This is a genomic window from Sporosarcina sp. BP05 (genome assembly GCF_014282005.1).
GTDB lineage: Bacteria > Bacillota > Bacilli > Bacillales_A > Planococcaceae > Sporosarcina.
This window is the reverse complement of the sequence record NZ_JACFTD010000008.1, coordinates 12134-34496: the sequence shown is the minus strand read 5'-3', so window position 1 is coordinate 34496 and position 22363 is coordinate 12134. Positions and strand designations below refer to the sequence as shown.

Sequence of the window (22363 nt, the reverse complement as noted above, 5' to 3'; positions counted from 1 at the left end):
TTTAATCAATTTCGCGCACTACAAAAGGGATCAAAGATGATTCCAACTGTTCGCGATTTTTTTCATATTGCGCTGGAAGCATGAGGTTTTCACCCATCGTTTCCACTGACTCATCATGTGCAAATCCTGGCGCGTCAGTTGCGATTTCAAACAAAATATTCCCATGTTCTCGGAAGTAAATCGCATTGAAATAGTTTCTGTCTTTCACCGGCGTCACACCGTAACCGTTCTCTTCAACAAGTGATTTCCAGTCCAGTTGATCCGCATCATCTTCAGAACGCCAAGCGATATGGTGAACTGTGCCGACACCCATTTGTGCACGACCTGATGATGTCGTTTTCACATCGATGACATTGCCGATGTCTGCTGTTGAGCGAAATCGCATGTATTCGCCTTCTTTACCGATTTTTTCAAGCCCCATAACCCGTTCAAGAAGATGAGCCGTTTTTTCAGGTTGAGTAGATAATAGCGTTGCGCCGCCGAACCCTTTTATAGCGACATCCGCAGTTACTTCACCAACCGTCCATTCATTCTTTACCCCATCTTCTCGCTCGACAATCTCAATTTTCAAACCGTGTGGATCATCAAATGATACATATGTTTCGCCAAAACGGTTTGATTTGCTAAACGCAATCTTAAACTTCTCAAGACGGTTTTCCCAGAAAGTCATTGCCCCAACTGGCACTGCGTACGACGTAACACCGACTTGACCATCCCCAATTGTTCCCTGGCGAGCATTAGGCCATGTGAAAAATGTAATGATCGTACCCGGTGCACCGTTTCCATCACCAAAGTAAAGGTGGTACGTGCCCGGATCATCGAAGTTGACGGTTTTCTTTACAAGACGTAACCCAAGAACCCCCCCGTAAAAGTCGACGTTTTCTTGCGGATGTCCGACGATTGCAGTTATATGATGAATACCCATTGATCTTTTCTTCATATCGATTCTCTCCTTAAATGTAGTAGAAAGTTATTTATCTTGAATTCAAGATAATCATATCAAGTGATGTTTTCATTGTCAATAAGTTGGCTTGAATATGCATTTAATACTGACTTAGACATTTCCTTTTCAGATATTCAAAAACCCTTCCATTCATGACACTGGAAGGGTTCATCGTTTACTATTCAAAATTTGATATTCGCCAGTATTGCCATGCAATTACTTCCGACATCCATGCAAGCCCCTTACTTTCCGCCTGGTGGATTGGCTTCCAGTCATCCCTTGCGCCGCGCATCAAGTAAATCTCATGATGGGGCGCCTGATCGTGGTAGCCCGTCATATCAAACGTTCCGTCCCGCCGCATAACTGCACGTACTTCATAGTTAATGTCAGGTGCCGTTGATAGGGGATTTCCAACAGCATGTAAGAGACAAAATCCCGCTTCGTCTTCCCCGTGATTCGTCCGTTTCAACATAATCCCGTCGGGTGAAGCAGTCGCTTGTTTCCTAAAGCGCTTGAAAGCATCATAGGCAATCGACGGTCCAACATCCCGCGTAAACGTCAACGGAGAACGTTCAAGATCATATGCCAGGTCGACGGCCACCCGCGTGCGATAAGAGGCCCCATTTACATCAAATCCCCTGTCATCCCCTTTAAAATAACGATTTCGCGACAATAGATTCGGATTTAACACCCAGTCATCCTCTAAAAACGTCATGTAGCGGAATCCCCATCTGTCTACATTTAGGCGGAGCACTCTGTCTTGAACAGGAATTAGTAACTCTATCGGCTTGGCAATGACTTTGGTCACCGAAAACCGTTCAATCGCAGCTTCTTCCTTCGATGAAACCGGGTTCAACATCCCAAATACAGTGGAGACAATCGACTGAAATACGTTAAATCGTTCTTCCGACTTCACAAGCGGACGCTTCGATTCAATGGTATACGCATAGATTTCATCCAATGAAAAATCCCTGTCAATGTAGCGATTGTTGGCCACAGTTGTCATGTACGTCCCATTTCGGTAGACGTCATACTCAGCGACATCCTTTATTTCTTCCCAGGACAACGCAATTTGCGTCTTTGCGACAATCGTTGTCATGACGAGCGACTGAAGCGGGTTTTCCTTGTTTTTCTGTTCAGCAAATGCTGACGTCTGCATGACAATAATGTCAACAACGACGCCAGCTTCCACACGTTCGATTACGTAATTATATAGTTTCGCATGCTTGAAATCACCATCACTAAATTCGGAGACCGTTCCTTCATACAAATGATGTCCGTCTTTATAGACGCAGTAAGTTCCTCCGACATCATTCCATGTGAAATAAATCAAATCCGCCTTATGCAAAACGGTTTGTATTTCAAACAGTTTCTTTTTCATCCGCACACCACGCCCCTTACTTGGAAGTGTGGTGTATTTCGCGAATGGTTAAACATTACATTTCGATACCTGTCAACGAAAGTAGGACTGCGCCTTTTAAACGACTTGCTGCTTCTCCAGGATCTTCTTCACCGGAAATCGCGGAAATAACCGCTACCCCTGAAGCACCGGCTTTTATAACTGCGCTGGCTTTGCGTTCAGAAATACCGCCAATCGCAACAATTGGCAATCCAGGTAATAACGATACCACTTCGCTAACCACTTCAAGACCAATAACAGGTTGCGTATCACTTTTCGTCTGCGTCTCGTAAACTGGGCCAAGACCGATATAGTCCGCACCCGCATCAGCTGCTGCTAGCGCTTCCGCCACATTATGCGTAGAAACACCAATTAGCATGTCTAGACCAACCCTCTTGCGCACTGCCGAAATGTATCCGTCCTCCTGCCCGATATGAACGCCATCTGCACCAATTTCAATCGCAAGATCTATATCATCATTGATGATGAAGGGCACACTATATTGTTCACATAATTGCTGACACGCAAGTGCGAAAGCCTTCAATTCTTCACCCGTTAACGCGCCGGGACCTTTTTCACGTAATTGAAAGCTCGTTACGCCGCCCTTTAGCGCCTCTTCTAAGACATGCAACGGATCGCGTCCCGCCAAATTCACTGTGCCCATGATGAAATATAAGTTAACTGTTTGCTTATCCATAAACTACAACCCCTTCCATTGTCTTGTTGCCGCGGCGTCCATATGCCCAATGATTCGTCGGACCATGACCGCCACCAATTTTAAGTCCATCTTCAATTGCTGCGTGGATGAAACATTTTGCAGATACAACTGCATTTGCTGCCGTTTCGCCATTTGCCAAAAACGCTGTCAGTGCCGCTGAATACGTGCACCCCGTTCCATGCGTGTCTTTCGTATCAATCCAGGGTGCACGAACCAAAAACCGTTCCCCGTCGGCCCCCATGAACAAATCTTCCGCAAAAGATGCTTCTTTTCGATGGCCCCCTTTAATGAGAACCGCCCTCGCGCCCAGGGCTATTATATGCTTCGCTGCTTGTTCCATGTCTATTTCCGACTTTATCTCCATTCCAGCAAGTACTTCTGCCTCCGGAATATTAGGAGTCACAATAGCTGCATGTGGTAGAAGAACCGTCTTCAGCGCCACAACCGCTTCATCTTTTAACAATGAAGCACCGCCCTTCGCAATCATTACCGGATCAATGACTAGCGGAATGCCACGCCAATGAAATGCATCTGCCACCGCATGGATAATCTCCGCCGAAAATAACATACCCGTCTTTATCGCTTTTATGTCGAAGTCTTCCATAACCGCCCGAATTTGCGCTGTAACAACAGCAGCGTCTATCGGCTGTATCGCCGACACCCCACATGTATTTTGAGCTGTTACCGCCGTCAGTGCCGATGTACCAAACACGCCTAGTTCCTGAAATGTCTTCAAGTCCGCCTGTATACCTGCCCCGCCGCCACTATCCGACCCCGCAATTGTCAATGCCACATGTACCAACTGATTCGCCACCCTTTTATTTATACTAAAAAGCCGCTTTCCGGTGGCGTAAGAAAGCGGCTAGCCATTTTGCTGTTCATAAAAGGCGTGCCCACTTTCCTACGCCGGTATAATCCGGATCAGGTTCCAAGGGTCCGCGCATTCATGCACGTCTCAGCCTAAAAAAGGCTCCCCTAGTGGTTGTTAAACTATTCAGCTTTGTAGCAAGTGTAACATAGTTGATGAAGAGATGTGGGAATGATTGGTCTATTTCAGCTAAGTAGTTTATTCTACTCTAGGGTCGGGAAGAGTATAGGTAAAGACATAAACCGAAAGAAGGCCAAACCTATGCACCGAGCAGACAGCAGACCGAATAATCCCGACAAATCCATGTGGCTCAGTCTTTTCGGAGTACTCGTTATTATCGCAGGTGTCATACTAACTAATCTTACAATGCGTTAACATTCCCAACCAAAAGGCAGTTTCCCTAAACCAAAAAGGTTCGAGAAACTGCCTGCTTTTTATCTTTCTTAAACGCTAAATTTGACCTTACGCCAATTTTTCAGTAGCCGCGAAGTACGTATCCTCTTTCTCAGGGTCAAACCGACCTTCCCACTTCGACAATACAACAGTCGCTAGCGCGTTGCCAACAACGTTGACAGCCGTACGTGCCATATCTAGAATCCGATCGATCCCCGCAATAAACGCCAAGCCTTCCAGTGGTATACCGACAGTTCCCAAAGTCGCTAGTAAAACAACGAACGAAGCCCCCGGCACCCCTGCCATGCCTTTTGACGTTACCATTAAGACCAGCACTAACGTAATTTGTTCCGAAATACTCAATTCAATCCCATACATCTGAGCGATGAACATCGCCGCCAACGCCTGATACAACGTTGATCCATCCAAGTTAAATGAATACCCCGTCGGAATAACAAAGGAGACGATATCTTTCGGACAACCGAACTTCTCCATTTTCTCCATAATTCTAGGCAACACCGTTTCCGAACTTGCTGTGGTAAACGCCAAAAGCAGTTCATCTTTCAGCACTTTCATAAGGCGGAAAATACTCGTACCAACCATTTTTGCAATGATGCCCAAGACAACAATAATAAAGAAAATCATCGTTACATAGACAAGTAGCGCCAGTTTTCCAAGTGGGATCAATGATTGCAATCCAAATTTCGAAACCGTTACACCGATTAACCCAAATACCCCAATCGGTGCGAATTTCATAACCAAGTTCGTGACCCAGAACATGGCATCCGCAGTTCCTTGGAAAAATGCCAGCACCGGTTTTCCTCTATCACCAATTGCAGCAACCCCTAAACCAAACAAAACGGAGAAGAAAATAATCGACAACATATTCCCCTCACCCAAGGACTGAATAATATTCGTCGGAACAATATTGACAATGATGTCAATGAGGCCGTTATCCGCCATGGCTTCAGTCGTTTCAACATGCTTAGATATATCCGTTTTCGTAAGCGCAGACATGTCGATGCCCATACCTGGCTGGAATAGGTTAGCAGCCAACAAACCGACAAGTATCGCAATCGTCGTGACAACTTCAAAATAGATCAATGTTTTCCCGCCGAGTTTACCTAATTTCTTGATATCCCCAGTCCCAGCAACGCCAATAATTAATGTAGAAACGATAATTGGAACCACAATCATTTTAATCATGCTAATGAAGATTGTACCAAGTGGTTGCAAATAGGTTTCCACAGCCGGATTCCCGTAAAAAATACCACCCACAGCAATCCCTAAAATTAATCCCGCAAGAATTTGATAGGCTAAAGTAAATTTAAATTTTTTCTTCATCAATCATTCACCCCTTCTCCAAAATGAAACCGCTTCCATAGTTCAGGATTAGGTTTAGAGATAATAATAGGGTCAACTTATCAAATCCGACGAAATCCTACATTTTATAATTCAGTATTTTCTTAAAATTAGGTACTCGTACTCAAGTCTGACCAAACTTATCACCGGTTTCAAGGTATAAAACTTGAATAAATTTCTTACAATTAATTTTCACTTTCATTGGCTCATGACTGTCTTCTTGAATCTGTTTCATTCGATTACGTATTTCTTGAAAGTCAAAATAACGAGGTGCATAATACTCAAACTCTCGAGTCGTGTAATCCACCGCTCCCAACGAAGCCAAATGATTGATAGCTACAAGAATCGTTCTGCGAATCCGTTGCTCAATCGCTTTACTCTCTTTGTTGATGTCCACATTATTCATCTTGCCTGCAACCGCTTCATATAACTCTTTTAACGGCGGTAATTGGCTACCCCGCCCCTGCTGACTCATTAGAATTTCAATCATCGCGACAATATCACCACTACCCACTTCACCGATAATCCCCATGTCGTTCAATATGGATGAAACAATTTCTTTCACATTTCGATGCTTTATCGTTTTAACAGCCGGCCCAATATGTGCCAACGACTCCCGGATTGCAATCAACGAATCTTTTAAACGTGATTTCTCCGCGGTCTTTCTTAAAATACTCTGCACTTCCACACGATTTATTGGCTTATGTATGAAAAATTCTACTCCTTTTTCATACGCTTCTCCGACCATTTCTTTATTGACAACTTGAGAAATCATGATGAATTGCCCTTGAAAACCTTGATTCTTCAATTGCTCCATCGTTTCAATCCCATCCAATCCAGGCATTAACAAATCGACCAAAACAATATCAGGTTGCAATGAAAGGACGGGTGAAATTGCCTTCACACCACTTTCGGCATCACCGATTACCATACCGAGATCGCCTTCTACTATGACTTTCTCCAGCATTCTTCGACTTGCCATATCATCATCAATTATATAATAGCGCAGCATTATTCAACTCTCTTTCGAATGGTATGAATCGGAATCCAAACATAAAAAATCGTTCCTTTTCCCAGCGTTTCGATTTGAATTCGACCTTCCAACGTCTGAAGGATCTCCTGTACATGAGATAGGCCAATTCCCGTTGCAGCAACGCCACGGTCGTTAAATTTCGTCGTATAACCTGGTTCAAAAATGATTGGGACGTCCTCTTTCGCAATGCCTTTGCCGCTATCCTTTATCTTGATACAGATGCGCTCCTCGTCCTCATACAATTCAAAATCAATCTCCCCTGTATCCGCAATGGATTCAACAGCGTTGGCGGTAAGATTATTCAACAATGCAAGCAGGGGGATATGTTGGTCCGTTTCAAAATCGACGGTTGCCGACAATCGGAAAGTAATCGTCTTCTTTAACAGCTCACTATATTTTTCATTCGCCGTCACAACGAAACCCAGTAAATCAGAAAGTAAGAACACATCATGCCGTTTTACGTTCGTGATTTTGGATAGCCCCGACAAAATACGCTGTGAATCCTTCTTCACCTCATGGATTTCCTGCGCTATGGCTAATGCCTGTACACTCAACGTCTGAAGGTTTTCCTTTTTCAACTTCCGATATAGATCATGACTCGATGCTGTAATTTGTTCAATAGGATTCATCGACTTTTGCAAGTAAAGCGTTTCCGCATACAGTTCTGAACCGACGCCGAGCATTTCTTGCATGCGCTTCTTTTGTTCCGCTATCGTAATGGAGCTGCATAACCCCACAACAAAATAACTGCGGAATAATGCAACCCCACTAACCAAAGCTAAGTCCTTCACATTCAGGCCCCCACGATGTAACAGCAGGTCACGCATAAGGAACTCGGCGCTGTTGCCAACAAAATCGAATAGCGCTGCACAAGCCCCTAATAGTAACGGGAACGTTTTATACTTCTCTATATTGATGATACTTACCCCAAGGGCAAAAAAAAAGTAAAACAAAAAAGTAGGCAAATGATTGTTCAAACTTGCCAATAAATTAAACGCTTCAAGCCTCATATCCATAAGCAGTCGAAAAGAAACAACTGTTATACCCGTTACGAACCCCGTTAAAATAGGAGACGCTGGTGGTCGAATAAGAAACAGTAAAAAATATACAATACTCCCCATTCCAAAACGAAAAACCTCTCCGCTGAAAGGAATAACTTTAAATTCACCAACGACCGCCGTCAATACTGCCGTTAAAACCAACACGGTTATATTCGATCTCATTAATTTCTGATTGAAGATTTTTTTTGGCATGATATTCTCCCGCTTATAATTATGTATAAAGACTTCCTTCAATGAAATTATAGCACTACTCGTAATGAGCAAGGACCGAATTCAAAAAAATCAACAAATTTGTCTCTTTACGACTAAAGAAATCATAACAAAAAGTGCCTGCGCAACAAACTACCATGAATGATTCAGCATTCACAGTGTTTTCTTACACAGGCACCCAACATTATTTATTCATCTGAGCAAGGAAGTCACTTAAAGGGTCTTCCTCATCTTCAACAGATCTTTCTTCTGGCCCCTTTAACTGTTCCCAATCAAAGTTATCCAGGTCATCATTCATATCAGTACTTATTAAGTGATCTTCTATCTCCAGTTCTACGTCAGCGCTCGTTTCTTCCTGAAGATATAAAGCATCATCTACGTTTATCGCATTGCTATTCAGTGATGCAAAGAGTGCAGCCGTACGGTTCGGATCAGACATCAGCTGATAGACGATACTCCCCAAAAGCGCCTCGGAATGTTCATGCTTTAACCAATCGCGTTGTGCTTTAGTTAACCCTTTCGGAAGCGGAATTGTGATGGCCTCTCTGTGCTTTAAAAGAGAATCATTGACCCCGTCTATCACGAATTCCGCAATTTTACTGGAAAAGTTTCTTCTTTCGACTTCTTTTAACTTTTGCAGTTGCTTCAGTGTCTGATCAGATGTATCCGATGGGAGACGAAATGTAATAGGCTGTCCCCTCTTCAATCCTGTTTCACTCATGAATTATCACCTTACTTTGTTTTAACGAACTTTTCTTCTTCTTTGTATTTTACTTTCTGGCTTTTTTTCGCAAAATCTGAAATTAATTTGTAATAAGCATTGGCCATCATCCAAACGCTTTCTTTTTCATCTTCAAAGAAATCGATGTTATAGCCATCTAAGCTATTATTCAACGTTTTAAGGTAATCTTTAAGGACAATAGAGCCCCCGCCGATGAAATAACAGATCTCAGATTGCGAGTTTCTTGCCCATACATTCCGTAAATGACGGTATTGCTTTTTCGCTAATTCTAAGAGAATCCGGTCTACAATATCATGCACGCTTGTCCGGCTTCCTTTTACCATGATGTGATTACGGTTATTTTTCTTCGTAATAATATCCACAACGTCTAGACGGCTGTCCAACTCTACGCCATGTCTAGCGTAAATTTCTTCCCGAATCGCATCAAGAGACTCTGACACTCCTAAGTTGAAGCCTTGCGCCTTATCGTCATCCACTTTACGGTTTCTAATGACCGCAACATCCGTTGATAACCCACCAATGTCTTGTATCAAGATTTGTTTATCGATTAATTCCTTGTTAATGATATTTAAATTATTATCCATGACAAGGTTGATAAACGCGGCAAAACCTTCTGGATAAACTTTTACTTCATCAAACTTAATATTTACTTTTATACCTTGATATTTAGGTGTAACTAAAAACTCTACTTGGTGAACAGAGCTAAGCAACTGAGAACGATAACCAACATCTTTCCCTTCCTTTACTTCCCTAAGTGGAAGTCCTGTGCCTAGTGTATACGTAGCTTCAATTACATTATTATTACGTTTAAAAATGCCTTTATTTTCGTCACGAGCTGCATCTAATGCCAGAGCCGCGAACAACATAACCAAAGTTTGATCTTCCTCAGACTTGTTGCTGCCTGGATCTAGTTCAGTTGAATTCCCACTTTTAGTAGCAAGATTCCCAACACGATAAATAGCGTTATTATCTTTTAATGTTGGGGAGTGTAAACGAATATGAATGCCTTCAGTAGGTTCTTGGTTGTCGAGTTCTTCAATACCGATAACTGGACGATCTGCAACATCTTGTGCAATTACATTTGGTATATTAAGTTCTGCTTCCAACTTACCGAAAATGGCTTTCAATGAATCGTTTCCTACGTCAATTGCTGCAATACGAGTTTCTGTCATAAAAATCATCCTCCCCAATATTCTATCTTTCTATTGAAATGGTACTGGAATTTTGTTGGCAGGTCAATCCTATTCAACTACTTAACATACAAATGTAATATTGTGTACTTAGCTGTAAACTTGTATACATTAACGTATACCTATATAGATACTGGTTGTGTACTTGTTTGTATACATGTTTACACTCTTGTTTACTTATGTATACAATAACGTGTACAACTATACTATTACGTATACAACCACACTATTAATGTGTACACCCACGAAAGTGGTTGATATGGAATTTTCCCTAAGTTCGGTGTAAGCCCTTCTCTCTCTTCCCTACCCATCTGCAAGCCGATATAGAACTCGCCTAAATAGTCTGCACTTAACAAATAGACTGTCCTTCCAACACCGCTTAGTCGCTTGGTGATGGCCTCACGCAATAAGCCCGTCAGAAGATCACTGTCGGTCTTGTTGCATCGGCTCACACTTGTCGCTCCTTCGCTAGATTTGTTCGTTATGCAGGCGAGGTATACCGCCTAGTTAATTCCAAATAAGTAGTGCCGAATAAATAACGGCTCTCTTTTGAATAAAATTCATGAAACGCCCCCTCACTGCGAGCATGTCTGCTGTTCGTCAAGCAATTCCGACCTCTCAGTACGACCTCTAACGTGCCTCTACAGGTTAAATAGTGTCATTCTATGCAACTTAACTTACACCGCACTCAGGTGCCTCAGACGCACCCAGGAAGAATCTGACTAACGGCAGGTTTCTATACAAGGTAAAACGACAACATTTTATAAATACAAAAAGAGTAGACATTTAAAGTTCACGTCTACTCTGTTCCATGCTTCATGAAATTGCTATCTATTTCCCAGATCCCCTCCGTGCAGATACTCAATACTAAGGAGTATCGGATTCAATCCGTTTCATGAATTCCTCCACAGCACTATAGCCTTGCTGCTTTAAATACCAGTTATTCGCTGCGGCTTCGATCAAGCCTGCGATATCACGACCTGGTTGGAGTTGAATTTGAATATGTGGAATCTGGACATCCATGTATTCCACAAACTTCGTTTCCTGCTCCAATTCATTATTCAAATCATTTTCCTTCCATTTGGTTAATTCGATGTCCAGTGCAATCCGTGTTTCATCCTGGAAAGCAGCTCTTCCATATAGACGCACCACATTTAGCAAACCAATACTACGTAATGCGAGGAATTCTTTACTGTTTTCATCGTGTGTGCCGAGCAAGGTTTGTGGGCTAAGCTTTTTCAATACCACGACATCATCAGCTACAAGCCGATGTCCTCGACCAATCAATGTATGCGCCGTCTCACTTTTACCTACACCTGACTTGCCGCGGAGTAGAATACCCATCCCCGAAACATTGACACAAACACCGTGTATTGCAATTTCCGGAGCCATCGCCTTCACAACATATGCATCCAATTTCGCGCTCAGTTCACTCGTGGAATCACGAGTGCGTAACACCGGTATTTTCTCCTCCGTACAGTATTGAATGAGGCCAAGCGGCTCTTCCTGTTGGGATGTAATAATGATACAAGGAGGAGCATATTGAACAATATTTGCAATCCGCAACTTGCACTCTTCAATTGTCAGCGTGTGGAGATAATTAACTTCGTTTTTCCCCAGTATTTGGACATGTTCCGTTGCAATAAAATCAAATTTGTCCATAAACTCTAATCCTGGGCGACGTACTTTAGTTTTTTTTATTATACGATGTAATTGGTCATGTCCACTTAACACCTCTAATGAAAACTTTTGAATAATTTCTTCAATCGTAATGTTTTTCATAACGGTCCCCTATTCTTTGGTCATCTATTTCAACCTCTTTGTTTTATCCTACCCTTAATGTACCGCAAATAGGTTCTACAATTTTGTGTCCATTAATTAATTCTTCAAAGTCGTCAAATATGTCTTCTGAAATCGGAGTAAAGTAAGACATATTTCCACGTACCCGCATTCTATACACTACTTTTTTAAACAGAATTAAAATAAGGCATTTTTAAATCGAGGGAATGACTATAGTTACATTTCAATTCCCACATCAGCAGTAAGTAAGTAAGTAAACAAACGAACGAATCAGATAATGGTCAAATCTCAAGATACAGACCTATTTAACAAATAAGTGTACAAAACCACTTTTGGAAGTAGATAAAAAGTTTTTTTCAAAGGCGTGAACCATCCACCCTTGTTCAGTATAAATAGCTATGTTGTTTAATAAACTTAGACTATCAAATAAAAGAAAGGATGAACTATTAAAAAGGGAAATGATTTTTACGATTGTAGTTGAAATAACACTTGGTATTCTTGTAATTTTCAATATCAGATTGTCTTGCAAGTACGCTGTCCTAGAAACAACAACAAATAATTCACTTAGTTGATCATGCCTCGTACAGGTACCTAAAATTCAGGAGGATGAATGGTGAAAATATCAAAAAGAATAGCAATAGTTAATCTCATCTTTTTTGCATTGATGATAGCTATTAATTATTCCGCCAGATCGAATGTGGGGGTTATAGCAAACGAAAAGTCTGCGTTGATTCAGCCAGCAGCATATGCCTTTTCAATCTGGAGTCTCATTTATTTACTATTGTTTTTATGGATTATAAAAGGTTTTTTTGTTCACGGTAAACAAGTGAGTGTCTATATCGATCTTCAAGTATTAATCCCTGTAAACTTTCTATTAAACGGGGCTTGGATTCTAGCGTTCACGCAGCAAAAGATTCTCTTGTCTACGGTTATTATTCTACTTTTATTACTCTCACTCATACTAATCTATAGAAAGATAAAGAAAAATGTGAACAGGGGCCTCTTTGACATAGTCCCATTTTCGATTTATCTAGGATGGATTTCTATAGCAAGTATTGTAAATGTTTTTACGTACTTTGTTCGCAATGATGTCATATCGTTTCTTGGGATCGAAGAACTAGGCTGGACGGTTATTATTCTCATTTTCGGATGTGCCCTGGCTGTATCGTTTTCGCTTATTAATCAGGACGCCCTGTATACGCTCGTGTTTATTTGGTCATATATCGCGATTTACGTTAAGGATCAAGAAGAAATCATAAACTTAGTGACACTAATTAGCATCATTATTATGAGTGTCACCGTTTTATATGTGGTTATTTCAAAAGTCACTAAAAAAAGATAACCATCTTGAGGGGTTATATTGGCGGTAAAGGTATTCAATTAACCTCTGGGCAGAAAGGTAGATATTGACACTTCTATTGTTCTCTGCTAAATTAACATCTAACAATTAAAGTCTGTAACGAGAAAAAGTACGAAAAGAACCCTGTTCTCTAGAGAGTCGGCACTTGGTGGAAGTCGACGAACAGCTCTTATCCGAATATCATCTCCGAGATGCAAAGCTGAAACTCAGTAAGCTTTGACGGTTTTCCACCGTTACATGGAACGCGTATGATAGTACGTTGACTGAGAGCCGTCTTTTTCTTATTAGAAACGCGCGGAATATGGGTGGCATCGCGAGCACAAACTCGTCCCTTTACTAGGGAGGGGTTTTTTTATTTACCGCCATCGGAGGGAGATTTATTAATCATGAAAAATTTAATTGTTGTTTTAGGCTCACTCATTATTGCATTTGCTTTTAACTGCTTTCTTGTTCCTTTCGGGATTTTAAGTAGTGGAATTAGCGGAATCGCAATCTTACTCGGGTTAATCAGCCCATTTAACACTGGTCTACTAAATCTAGTCCTTAACTTACCTTTGATTGTTTTAGGCTACTACAAACTCGGAAAAACAATCACCATCAACACAATGGTTTGCGTCGTGTCGCTCTCGGCATTCTTATACGTGATACCAGTGGTGGCTGTGACAGACAATATACTGTTGTCTACAGTTTTCGGTGGGGGCATTGGCGGTATGGGCGTTGGTCTTATCCTTAAATACTCAGGAACTTCTGGCGGTTTGGATATTATTGCAATTATCGTTTCCCGTACGAGTTCTTTCAGTATCGGCCTTCTTCTTACGGGAATGAATGGTGTAATTGTGCTACTTTCAGGATTTGTCTTCGACTGGGAAATCGCGTTATATACCCTGTTATCAATCTATATCACAGGTAAAATGATTGACACGATCTTCACGGATCACGTCAAATTGACGATGCAGATTGTCACAACAAAAGGTGATTTAATACGCAATGAATTACTGGACTCCATCTATCGTGGTATCACGATTACGGAAGGTTACGGAGGCTATACTCGTGAGAAGAAAGACATTTTAATGATGGTCGTTACTCGTTACGAAACGCTGCATGTTAAAAAAATTGTTCGAAAGCATGATGAAGACGCGTTTATTAATATTTATGAGACTGTCGAAGTCGATGGGAAGTTTTCCGTTAACTAGTAGAACGGAAAAATAGGTGCCGGTTCTAAAACAACTCCAAATTGTTTTAGAACCAAGCACCTATTTTAAATCGATATAACGACTAAGAAATTGATCTACTGTCATTTTATATTTGTCTTCGTCCAATGCAATGGATTCACCGTGATTCGCATTTGGAACAATCAACAGTTCTGCGTCACTTGAAGTATGCTGATATAAATTCTTTGTCAACTCCGTTGGAACAAATGTATCGCTTTCCCCATGAATATATAGAATCGGCACAGTCGTCTTCTTCACTTCTTTCAGTGCACTCGCTTCCCTGAATGAATAACCTGCCCTCATTTTCGTTAACACACTTGTGCTATCTAACAACGGAAATGCCGGCAAGTGAAACATCCGATTCATTTGATACGCGAATAATTGATAGACGGATTCATACGGACTGTCCGCTATAATGGCTTTGACCTGGCCTGGAAGTTCTTCTTCCCCACTAGCCATCAAAACGGTCGCCGCCCCCATCGATAAACCATGGTAGGCCACTTGCGTATCAGGTCCAAGCCTCTTCACCAAAAGCTGTGTCCAATCGATCAAATCGAGCCGATCAGGCCAGCCAAACCCATAATAATTCCCTTCGCTCTTTCCATGTCCCCGTGCATCAGGCATGAAAATGTTGTAGTCCAAATCGATATAATAATGCTGTCCAAATAGCCCCATTTGCTTCGCATTTCCTAAATAGCCATGCGTTAAAATGACCAATTTATCTGTTGGCTTGGATGCTGGCAAATAGTAACCTGAGAGTTTCAGTCCGTCACGTGACGTTAAAGTGAGTCGTTCAAACTTTTGAGCAGCGACCCAATCTATCCAATCGCCATTTAAAAAAAGGTCCATTGCCTTATCCGACACTTCTAAATCTGTATTCTTCTGCAAGAAATCTTTCGGCCCCCGCTTGACTGCTAACTCATAGAAAAAGAAGCTGCCGAATAGTTGGATCACCAAGAAGACAATAGCAAAAAGAATAAGTAGCTTCTTCCAGTTGATTCGAATGTTACTCATTCCCCTTTACCGTTCTGTCTTTTAGCATGCATGATGCCTATGATTAGTATAGTAGAAAAACTGATAGATATGAAAGAAATCAGTACGATTACATGAATTTCCAATGGATTTCTGAATGTCTGCCGCGCCAATTAAGTGATTGGTGCCTACACAAGAATCACCGATACCTATTTTTCATTCCCTACATAAAAAAACGCTCCTTGGACACAATAGAAAGGATCAAATCATTCTACAAAAGGAGGTTAAAGTCTTGTCTGTGGAAAATAAAAACAAAAATAAGGATAAAGGTAAACAGAAAAATGCCCTAAAATACGATACAAAGCCGAAAAACGATGTTGAGTTTGCAAGCGAAAGTGAATTTCTAAATTTAGATGGGAAGAAAAACAAAAGAAAGCGTTGAACACAGTGCCTGTCAGTTTCCCCCCTAGAGAACTGTTAACTGATGTACTGAATTTTACTTATCGCATCTAACACAAATCCCCTTAGTCAGATGAGCATCTGGCTAGGGGGATTTGTTTTGGATACTTTTACTTAAACGTTTTAACTCAGCTGCTCACCCTCATAATTAATCGATTTCTAACTACAGAAAACACATCGGCCTAAGGTTTTAACAATCACGCGCATATATTAATCGAGGACAGACGTATTTTCGATAAGCATGAGATAGGAGATCTCTTTTTTACAAGATATGAACAATAACTCATCGCGGGTTGCGCCAATTGGAAAATGTTACGGTAGTTGATGCATTCTTTCTACTACCTCTGTATTAATAAATTAATCAATAAAGAAATGAGGCCTTTGAATGAAAATTAGTTTTCTAACTCCAGCTTACAATAGTGAAGAATGGATTAAGACAATGTTGGATAGCATTCCCAAAAACTATGCTTATGAAATTATTATATGCGACGATGGTTCCACTGATAAAACAGTAGAAATAGTAAAGGAATATAAAAAAACTTGTCCACAATTAAAAATAATAACGAATGAAAGAAATTTAGGCGCTAGTGATTCATATAATCGGTGCATTGCGGAAGCAACGGGCGATTATATAGCAATCATTGATAGCGATGATCAATATTTACCTACCATTCGAGAGGTATTAGCACAAGTAGATGGTGAATATGACATCTATTACTACAATATGTTAACAAAAAATGGACTACAATTTGTGAAAAACGAAGAAAATGCTTATACGTGGTGTGGACAATTTAAGATCATTCGAAGAAGTTTTATAGGTGATGCAGTATTCACAAAAAGAAAAGATATGGCTGGGGATTGGGATTTTAATAGAGTATTGATGAATAATAACCCAAAATGCAAATACACTGATATACTCGCTTATTGGTATAACTATCCTAGAGAAAACTCTGAATATGATTTGCATCTTAGAGGGCTAAAGTAATGAAATATATGTCGTACTGTTTCTGGAACACCCACCCAACGAGAGGTGGTGAATATAATTTATGTTTAAAGATAAAGTATTACTCATAACAGGTGGAACCGGTTCATTTGGTAACGCTGTATTAGAAAGATTCTTAACTACTGATATCAAGGAAATTAGGATATTTTCAAGAGACGAAAAAAAACAAGATGATATGCGAATTTTATATCAAAATAATAAAATCAAATTTTTTATCGGAGACGTACGTGATAGTAGTAGTTTAAATAATGCGATGTACAATGTAGACTTCGTTTTTCATGCAGCAGCCCTTAAACAAGTTCCCTCTTGCGAATTTTTCCCCTTAGAAGCCGTAAAAACAAATATCCTCGGAACAGAAAATGTATTAACTGCAGCAATAAACGCGGGTGTAAAAAAAATAATTTGTCTTTCTACAGATAAGGCAGCATACCCCGTAAATGCCATGGGGATTTCAAAAGCGATGATGGAAAAAACATTCATTGCAAAATCTAGAATGGTTACTCCTGACTACACCTTAATTTGTGGAACTCGCTACGGTAACGTGATGGCATCCCGTGGATCGGTCATACCATTGTTCATAGAACAAATTAAGAACGGAAAGCCGTTAACGGTTACTGATTCCCAAATGACTCGTTTTATGATGAGCCTTGAAGAAGCAGTTGAATTGGTGTTATACGCCTTTGAAAATGCAACGAATGGCGACATCGTGGTTCAAAAATCTCCCGCTTCTTATATAAAAGATTTAGCACAGGCACTGATTGAATTATTTAATGCAAAAAATGAAATTAAAGTCATTGGTACTCGTCACGGAGAAAAAATTTACGAGGTACTCCTTACAAAAGAAGAAGCAGCCAAAGCAATTGATATGGGGGATTTTTATAGAATTCCTGCTGATAACCGAGATTTAAACTATGGGAAATACCTTGAAGAAGGTTCTCCTAAAATTACGTTAACTAATGAATATAACTCGAATAATACAAAAATCCTTTCAGTAGAAGAAATAAAAGAAATGTTGTTAAACCTAAATTTCGTTAAAGACGAACTGCGTAAATGGAATGGAGGATAACATGAAATTCCTAGTTCTTGGGGCAACTGGAATGGCAGGCCATACCATCTCATTATTTTTAAGTGAGAAGGGGCATGAAGTTACTACCTATTCGAGAACAGCATTTCCTTATTGCAAGAACATAAATGGGGATATTCTGGATGGTTTTTTGTTAAATTCAATTCTATTAAAAGAAAACTATGATGTAGTTATCAACTGCATAGGTATTTTAAACGAAGCGTGTGAGTTAGTACCGTCAAGAGCTGTCTATCTAAATAGTTACTTGCCACACTATATAGCCGATAAATTAAAAAATACCAACACTAAATTAATTCATATGAGTACAGATTGTGTTTTCTCAGGTAAATCAGGACCCTATTCCGAAGATAGCGCTCGTGATGGTGAAACCTTTTATGATAGGACAAAAGCTTTGGGCGAAATCAATGATAACAAAAATTTAACCTTCAGAAATTCAATTATTGGTCCGGATATGAAAACGAATGGAATTGGCTTATTTGATTGGTTTATGAAACAAGAAGGAACCATTAATGGATTTACAGGAGCCATCTGGACTGGTGTCACTACTTTAACTTTAGCAAAGGCCATGGAAAAGGCCGCAATCGAAGATATAACGGGGTTATATCACCTTGTTAATAATAAAAGTATTAGTAAATTTGATTTATTAAACCAATTCAATGCGAATTTCAAAGCGGATGAGTTAACGATTTTGCCTAGTGATTCCGTCAATGCGGATAAAACATTGTTAAATAACAGACAGGATTTTTCATTCAAAGTACCAAGTTATGAAGATATGATCATAGAGATGAAACAATGGATTTGGGCACGCAAGAATTTATATCCACACTATTTTTTGTAACTGTTGACCAATTTCTTCAGATAACGGAAGTATAAAATTATAATTAATACGTACCCGGGAAATCTCAAAGCTAGACACAGAGCACTAACCTGCTCTTGGTTTCATTTAAGGTAAAAATATAGGGGCCATAAACAAAGGTATCTGGTTATGAAGCGATTTAGCATCGTTTCACAACCAGATAACCTTTTTAATTAGTAGTAAAGGTGTTCGCGGCTATTACTTTTCACCTCGCAAACTTCCAGATCAAAGTATTCCTAACCTGCTTTATAACATCAATATTTCCCGAATGTCTTCTTCAGTAAGAGTAGACGACACTTTATCCTCAGAGTCAATAACTTCTTCAATCAGATTTCTTTTTCTATCTTGCAATTCATTTATTTTATCTTCGATTGTACCGCGTGCGACAAGCTTGATGACTTGTACAACATTTGTCTGACCAATACGATGCGCACGGTCAGCCGCTTGCTCCTCAACCGCTGGATTCCACCAAATGTCATATAGAATAACGGTATCTGCACCGGTCAAATTGAGGCCTGTCCCGCCTGCTTTCAAGGAAATGAGAAATAAATCACGTTCACCTACATTGAATCGATTACACATTTCTACTCTTTTCTCTGACGGGGTTTGTCCATCAAGGTAGAAATAAGGAAGTCCTTGTATCGTTAACTCTCTACCTATAAGTCCAAGCATTTTCGTGAATTGGGAAAAAATCAACACCCTTCTTCCCGAAAGCTTTGATTCCTCAATAATCTGCATTAACTGTTCAAACTTCCCTGAACTCCCTTTATAGCCGTCCACAAACAAGGCCGGGTGACAGCAAATCTGCCTTAACCGAGTCAAACCAGCCAGAATTTTAATACGATTTTTTCGAAGTGTATCCTTGTCGAGATGTTTCAGTGTATCGTGCCTGAGCTTAGCCAAAAAGGCAGCATATAGCTTTTTCTGGTCAGGTAGCAACTCCACCGATTCCAGCAACTCGACTTTTTCAGGAAGCTCCGAAAGTACATCCTTTTTCAACCTCCGAAGCAAAAATGGACGAATCCTACGGGCAATCGTTTTCCTTGGGAGATTACTGAATTCCTTAAGACCTTGAAATAATTCAGGAAAGACAACCCGAAAAATGGACCATAGCTCTTCTAATGAATTTTCTATCGGTGTACCAGTAAGGGCGAAACGGTTATCTGCCTGTATTTTGCGCGCTGCTTTTGCCGTTTGTGTCAAGGGATTTTTAAAAGCCTGTGCCTCATCAAAATAAACGGTATGAAAGACCTGTTTCTCGTACCACATTATGTCACTGCGCAACAACGGATAGGAGGTAATAACAACGTCCATATCCATTACATCCTTCTGTAAATTAACCCGGTCTGTCTTATTACCATCTACGACAACCGCTTGTATTTCTGGGGAAAACTTCATGATTTCACTTAGCCAGTTATACGTCAAAGATGATGGGCAAACAATAAGAACCGGGAGCTTCTTTTTACGGATGTTAGGAAGCTCGGATTGAATAAACGTGATGCTTTGCACTGTTTTACCCAGCCCCATATCATCTGCAAGAATTCCGCCGAATCCGTAATGAGCAAGTGTTTTCATCCATTTGTAGCCATCTTTTTGGTAGTCATGTAATAGTGGATCCAAACTTTTTGGGACTTCAAACCCCAAACTGTCTGGATTATGGACGTTCTCCAAAAATTGCAGGAACGATTTCTCTAACGTGAATACATCACGATTCTCGACTGAATCAAGAAGCTGAAGACCTTGAGCGAATGGTAATGTCAAACCGCTTTCCAATTCTTCATTCTGTGCCGGAAGTGCGTTCAAGAAGCGGTTCATTTCTTCAAACTCCTTGGTCTCCAATGAGAGTATTGATCCGTTTCCCAATCGATAATACTTCCGTTTTACTTTTAGAGCCAATAGAATTTCACGTATGTGCTTTTCAGGGATACCATCGAGCTCAAATTTGAATTCTAGCCAATTGGTCCTCTCTTTTTTCATCTTTACACTAATCTTTGGATGAGCTTTTCCTCTAAATAGTCGATTTCTCACAGCCGTAGTTGCATATATTTGTGCAAACGTTTTAAGCTTCGGAACGGCATGATACAAAAACTCATACTCCAATTCTTCATTGTGTAAAAAATAACCGCCGTCCGTCTTGGAAAACAAGCTTTTCTCTAATAACTGCAAGATTTCTTCTTCCCTATCCATATCCCTGACGAAGGTAGAGCTTGCCGGGATATCCGGAGTAGGTTCCAATGGATTAATCATGATATTTTCATAATAGAACTCTAACCCGACAAGCAAACGGTTTTTCACACGATCCAAATACACTTTAGCAATTAGCGGTGTCTTATCAAGTTGCTTATACATACTGTCCGATAGTTGTACATTGCCTAGTTTCTTCAAACCAGGCACCACTTTTTCCAGGAAAAAACCAACCTGCTCCTGAGGAATCGAGATTTGATTTGTTCCTGAACCATCAAGCAACGCCTTTAGGTCCGAGAGACGTTTGCAATCCTCACTTTTCAACTGGATTAGTTTCCCTTCAGATAAGACAGAGCTGTATGAATTCAGCACAACCATTCGATTCAATCCTTTGATCTGCAGTTGATTGCCCTTACCTTCGGCTTCAGCAAAGTCAAACTGTAAAGAAAGCGGTTCTTTCGATACACGAAGACCCGCATACACATCCCCACCATATTCCAATTTAATAGATGGTACTCTCTCAAGTATAGGTAATTGCCTGTCCCAAGAAGATGGAGGAATCAGTAATGTATGATGATCGCTGACATAATTTGATGTTCCAAAAAGTTCATCGACATATACATCTTCATCATTGATTACCTGGATAAGCTGCTGGATCAAAGCATTCGTTTCTTTTTGAAAGCAATGAAGATTTGGGTCGAACGTGAATGAATTAGAAAGCAAGCTAGTTTGTCCGTCTTCCACATGCTTCAGAAAGCCCCTGATATTCTGCACAGTAGTCGGACCAATCTTCACCTTTATTCCAAACATATGCCGTCCCTCTCCTAAGGAGACGGGTTTGCACGTAAGCTCCGCATCAAGCACTTGCCTGTTTTCAAAGTGAAGCTGATGACCGCTTGAACGTTTAGGTTGGGCATTGAAAAGTGTCAGTAAGCCTTCCGTTAGTTCTTGATTTTTTATTGAATCAGACTGGAGTTCACTTGAACTATTGAGGACTTTTCCCTGACGCTTAAGTTCATAAATCGACAGTAGAACGGCCGCAATATGCTGACAATCCATTTGAAAGGAAGCTAGCGCAGGACAGCTACATTTCGTGAGTAAACTACCTTTTTCATCCTTTTTAATGGTGACATGGAAATCTTCCATCCCTGCAACCGTTGCTTCACAACCATCAGCACCATAACTTTCAACCGTTACTTTATTAGCACGATAAAAAGCTTCCCCCCTTTTGAAGGAGACTGTCCCGCACATTTCTTTAATTAACTCTCGGTTTAATTTTATATTCATATGTCTGCCTCCCTCCTTGTTTCGGATACCTGGTGCTCGGTTCTTGCAATAGTACCTAGAGTATACCAAACAAGCTTTCGGTAATGTAGGAGTCTGGAACAGCTTGGAGTTAAATGAGAACCCGTCACCCATCACTTTTGACACACCATATAGATACCCTAACTAAGATTCACCATTGAAAATAACCACATAGTGCAAGGCGAAATTTGTGAATTTCTACATCAACAC

Annotated in this window: 19 protein-coding genes, 1 riboswitch and 1 other annotated feature; of the genes, 6 read left to right on the top strand and 13 right to left on the bottom strand. The window is 40.5% G+C overall.

From position 1 onward, the window contains the following. Position 1: 1 nt before the first annotated feature. The 11 genes from H2672_RS11035 to hprK all read right to left on the bottom strand — a co-directional run bounded on the left by H2672_RS11035 (position 2) and on the right by hprK (position 11701). Positions 2–940, bottom strand: coding sequence for a ring-cleaving dioxygenase (locus H2672_RS11035; protein ID WP_186671378.1), 939 nt, complete (start codon positions 938–940; stop codon positions 2–4). 181 nt (positions 941–1121) lie between these two features. Further along, positions 1122–2324 carry a DUF3238 domain-containing protein gene (locus tag H2672_RS11030; RefSeq protein ID WP_186671377.1) on the bottom strand — a complete coding sequence of 401 codons (1203 nt, stop codon included), beginning with the start codon at positions 2322–2324 and terminating at the stop codon, positions 1122–1124. Positions 2325–2379: 55 nt separating this feature from the next. After that, positions 2380–3039, bottom strand: coding sequence for a thiamine phosphate synthase (gene thiE / locus H2672_RS11025; protein WP_186671376.1), 660 nt, complete (start codon positions 3037–3039; stop codon positions 2380–2382). Then, positions 3032–3862: a bifunctional hydroxymethylpyrimidine kinase/phosphomethylpyrimidine kinase gene (gene thiD / locus H2672_RS11020; RefSeq protein ID WP_186671375.1), complete on the bottom strand. Its 831-nt coding sequence runs from the start codon at positions 3860–3862 to the stop codon at positions 3032–3034. The genes thiE and thiD overlap by 8 nt, the downstream gene beginning before the upstream one ends. Positions 3863–3941: 79 nt before the next feature. After that, positions 3942–4047, bottom strand: a riboswitch (TPP riboswitch). 343 nt (positions 4048–4390) lie between these two features. Next, positions 4391–5665 carry a cation:dicarboxylate symporter family transporter gene (locus H2672_RS11015; RefSeq protein ID WP_186671374.1) on the bottom strand — a complete coding sequence of 425 codons (1275 nt, stop codon included), beginning with the start codon at positions 5663–5665 and terminating at the stop codon, positions 4391–4393. A gap of 142 nt (positions 5666–5807) precedes the next feature. Then, positions 5808–6692 carry a response regulator gene (locus H2672_RS11010; protein ID WP_186671604.1) on the bottom strand — a complete coding sequence of 295 codons (885 nt, stop codon included), beginning with the start codon at positions 6690–6692 and terminating at the stop codon, positions 5808–5810. Between the two features lie 2 nt (positions 6693–6694). After that, positions 6695–7969, bottom strand: a complete 1275-nt coding sequence (locus H2672_RS11005; protein ID WP_186671373.1) for an ATP-binding protein — start codon at positions 7967–7969, stop codon at positions 6695–6697. A 202-nt stretch (positions 7970–8171) separates the two neighbouring features. Further along, positions 8172–8708 carry a hypothetical protein gene (locus H2672_RS11000; protein ID WP_186671372.1) on the bottom strand — a complete coding sequence of 179 codons (537 nt, stop codon included), beginning with the start codon at positions 8706–8708 and terminating at the stop codon, positions 8172–8174. Positions 8709–8719: 11 nt separating this feature from the next. Further along, positions 8720–9901: a ParM/StbA family protein gene (locus tag H2672_RS10995; RefSeq protein ID WP_186671371.1), complete on the bottom strand. Its 1182-nt coding sequence runs from the start codon at positions 9899–9901 to the stop codon at positions 8720–8722. Between the two features lie 227 nt (positions 9902–10128). Then, a complete protein-coding gene (locus H2672_RS10990; protein ID WP_186671370.1) occupies positions 10129–10371 on the bottom strand; it encodes a hypothetical protein in 243 nt (80 codons plus the stop codon). A gap of 415 nt (positions 10372–10786) precedes the next feature. Then, on the bottom strand, positions 10787–11701 hold the full coding sequence (gene hprK / locus H2672_RS10985; protein ID WP_186671369.1) for an HPr(Ser) kinase/phosphatase: 915 nt from the start codon (positions 11699–11701) through the stop codon (positions 10787–10789). A 631-nt stretch (positions 11702–12332) separates the two neighbouring features. Between hprK and H2672_RS10980 the strand changes: the two genes are divergently transcribed. Together H2672_RS10980 and H2672_RS10975 are read left to right on the top strand one after the other, a co-directional pair. Then, positions 12333–13061 (top strand): tryptophan-rich sensory protein, encoded by a 729-nt coding sequence (locus H2672_RS10980; RefSeq protein WP_186671368.1) that lies wholly within the window; start codon positions 12333–12335, stop codon positions 13059–13061. Positions 13062–13166: 105 nt separating this feature from the next. Next, positions 13167–13415, top strand: a binding site (T-box leader). A 50-nt stretch (positions 13416–13465) separates the two neighbouring features. After that, positions 13466–14272 (top strand): YitT family protein, encoded by an 807-nt coding sequence (locus tag H2672_RS10975; RefSeq protein ID WP_186671367.1) that lies wholly within the window; start codon positions 13466–13468, stop codon positions 14270–14272. 60 nt (positions 14273–14332) lie between these two features. On the opposite strand, the gene H2672_RS10970 is transcribed toward H2672_RS10975, so the two are convergent. Continuing rightward, positions 14333–15304, bottom strand: a complete 972-nt coding sequence (locus H2672_RS10970; RefSeq protein ID WP_186671366.1) for an alpha/beta hydrolase — start codon at positions 15302–15304, stop codon at positions 14333–14335. A gap of 250 nt (positions 15305–15554) precedes the next feature. Here H2672_RS10970 and H2672_RS10965 point away from each other — a divergent pair, with 250 nt between their 5' ends. From H2672_RS10965 to H2672_RS10950, 4 genes are all read left to right on the top strand, one after another. Next, positions 15555–15704 carry a hypothetical protein gene (locus H2672_RS10965; protein WP_186671365.1) on the top strand — a complete coding sequence of 50 codons (150 nt, stop codon included), beginning with the start codon at positions 15555–15557 and terminating at the stop codon, positions 15702–15704. A 402-nt stretch (positions 15705–16106) separates the two neighbouring features. Beyond that, positions 16107–16706 (top strand): glycosyltransferase family 2 protein, encoded by a 600-nt coding sequence (locus H2672_RS10960; protein ID WP_186671364.1) that lies wholly within the window; start codon positions 16107–16109, stop codon positions 16704–16706. A gap of 61 nt (positions 16707–16767) precedes the next feature. Then, the gene (locus H2672_RS10955; RefSeq protein ID WP_186671363.1) at positions 16768–17790 is read left to right on the top strand and encodes a polysaccharide biosynthesis protein; all 1023 of its coding nucleotides are present in this window, start codon (positions 16768–16770) and stop codon (positions 17788–17790) included. Position 17791: 1 nt separating this feature from the next. After that, complete coding sequence (locus H2672_RS10950) at positions 17792–18646, top strand: SDR family oxidoreductase (protein WP_186671362.1); 855 nt, start codon at positions 17792–17794, stop codon at positions 18644–18646. 264 nt (positions 18647–18910) lie between these two features. On the opposite strand, the gene H2672_RS10945 is transcribed toward H2672_RS10950, so the two are convergent. Then, positions 18911–22135 (bottom strand): DEAD/DEAH box helicase, encoded by a 3225-nt coding sequence (locus tag H2672_RS10945; protein WP_186671361.1) that lies wholly within the window; start codon positions 22133–22135, stop codon positions 18911–18913. Positions 22136–22363: the final 228 nt, after the last annotated feature.

What these genes read in the sequence shown, in the direction of transcription:
- H2672_RS11035 (WP_186671378.1), bottom strand. Translation starts at nt 940, where the DNA reads ATGAAGAAAAGATCAATGGGTATTCATCATATAACTGCAATCGTCGGA.
- H2672_RS11030 (WP_186671377.1), bottom strand. Translation starts at nt 2,324, where the DNA reads ATGAAAAAGAAACTGTTTGAAATACAAACCGTTTTGCATAAGGCGGAT.
- thiE (WP_186671376.1), bottom strand. Translation starts at nt 3,039, where the DNA reads ATGGATAAGCAAACAGTTAACTTATATTTCATCATGGGCACAGTGAAT.
- H2672_RS11015 (WP_186671374.1), bottom strand. Translation starts at nt 5,665, where the DNA reads ATGAAGAAAAAATTTAAATTTACTTTAGCCTATCAAATTCTTGCGGGA.
- H2672_RS11005 (WP_186671373.1), bottom strand. Translation starts at nt 7,969, where the DNA reads ATGCCAAAAAAAATCTTCAATCAGAAATTAATGAGATCGAATATAACC.
- H2672_RS11000 (WP_186671372.1), bottom strand. Translation starts at nt 8,708, where the DNA reads ATGAGTGAAACAGGATTGAAGAGGGGACAGCCTATTACATTTCGTCTC.
- H2672_RS10995 (WP_186671371.1), bottom strand. Translation starts at nt 9,901, where the DNA reads ATGACAGAAACTCGTATTGCAGCAATTGACGTAGGAAACGATTCATTG.
- hprK (WP_186671369.1), bottom strand. Translation starts at nt 11,701, where the DNA reads ATGAAAAACATTACGATTGAAGAAATTATTCAAAAGTTTTCATTAGAG.
- H2672_RS10975 (WP_186671367.1), top strand. Translation starts at nt 13,466, where the DNA reads ATGAAAAATTTAATTGTTGTTTTAGGCTCACTCATTATTGCATTTGCT.
- H2672_RS10970 (WP_186671366.1), bottom strand. Translation starts at nt 15,304, where the DNA reads ATGAGTAACATTCGAATCAACTGGAAGAAGCTACTTATTCTTTTTGCT.
- H2672_RS10960 (WP_186671364.1), top strand. Translation starts at nt 16,107, where the DNA reads ATGAAAATTAGTTTTCTAACTCCAGCTTACAATAGTGAAGAATGGATT.
- H2672_RS10955 (WP_186671363.1), top strand. Translation starts at nt 16,768, where the DNA reads ATGTTTAAAGATAAAGTATTACTCATAACAGGTGGAACCGGTTCATTT.
- H2672_RS10950 (WP_186671362.1), top strand. Translation starts at nt 17,792, where the DNA reads ATGAAATTCCTAGTTCTTGGGGCAACTGGAATGGCAGGCCATACCATC.
- H2672_RS10945 (WP_186671361.1), bottom strand. Translation starts at nt 22,135, where the DNA reads ATGAATATAAAATTAAACCGAGAGTTAATTAAAGAAATGTGCGGGACA.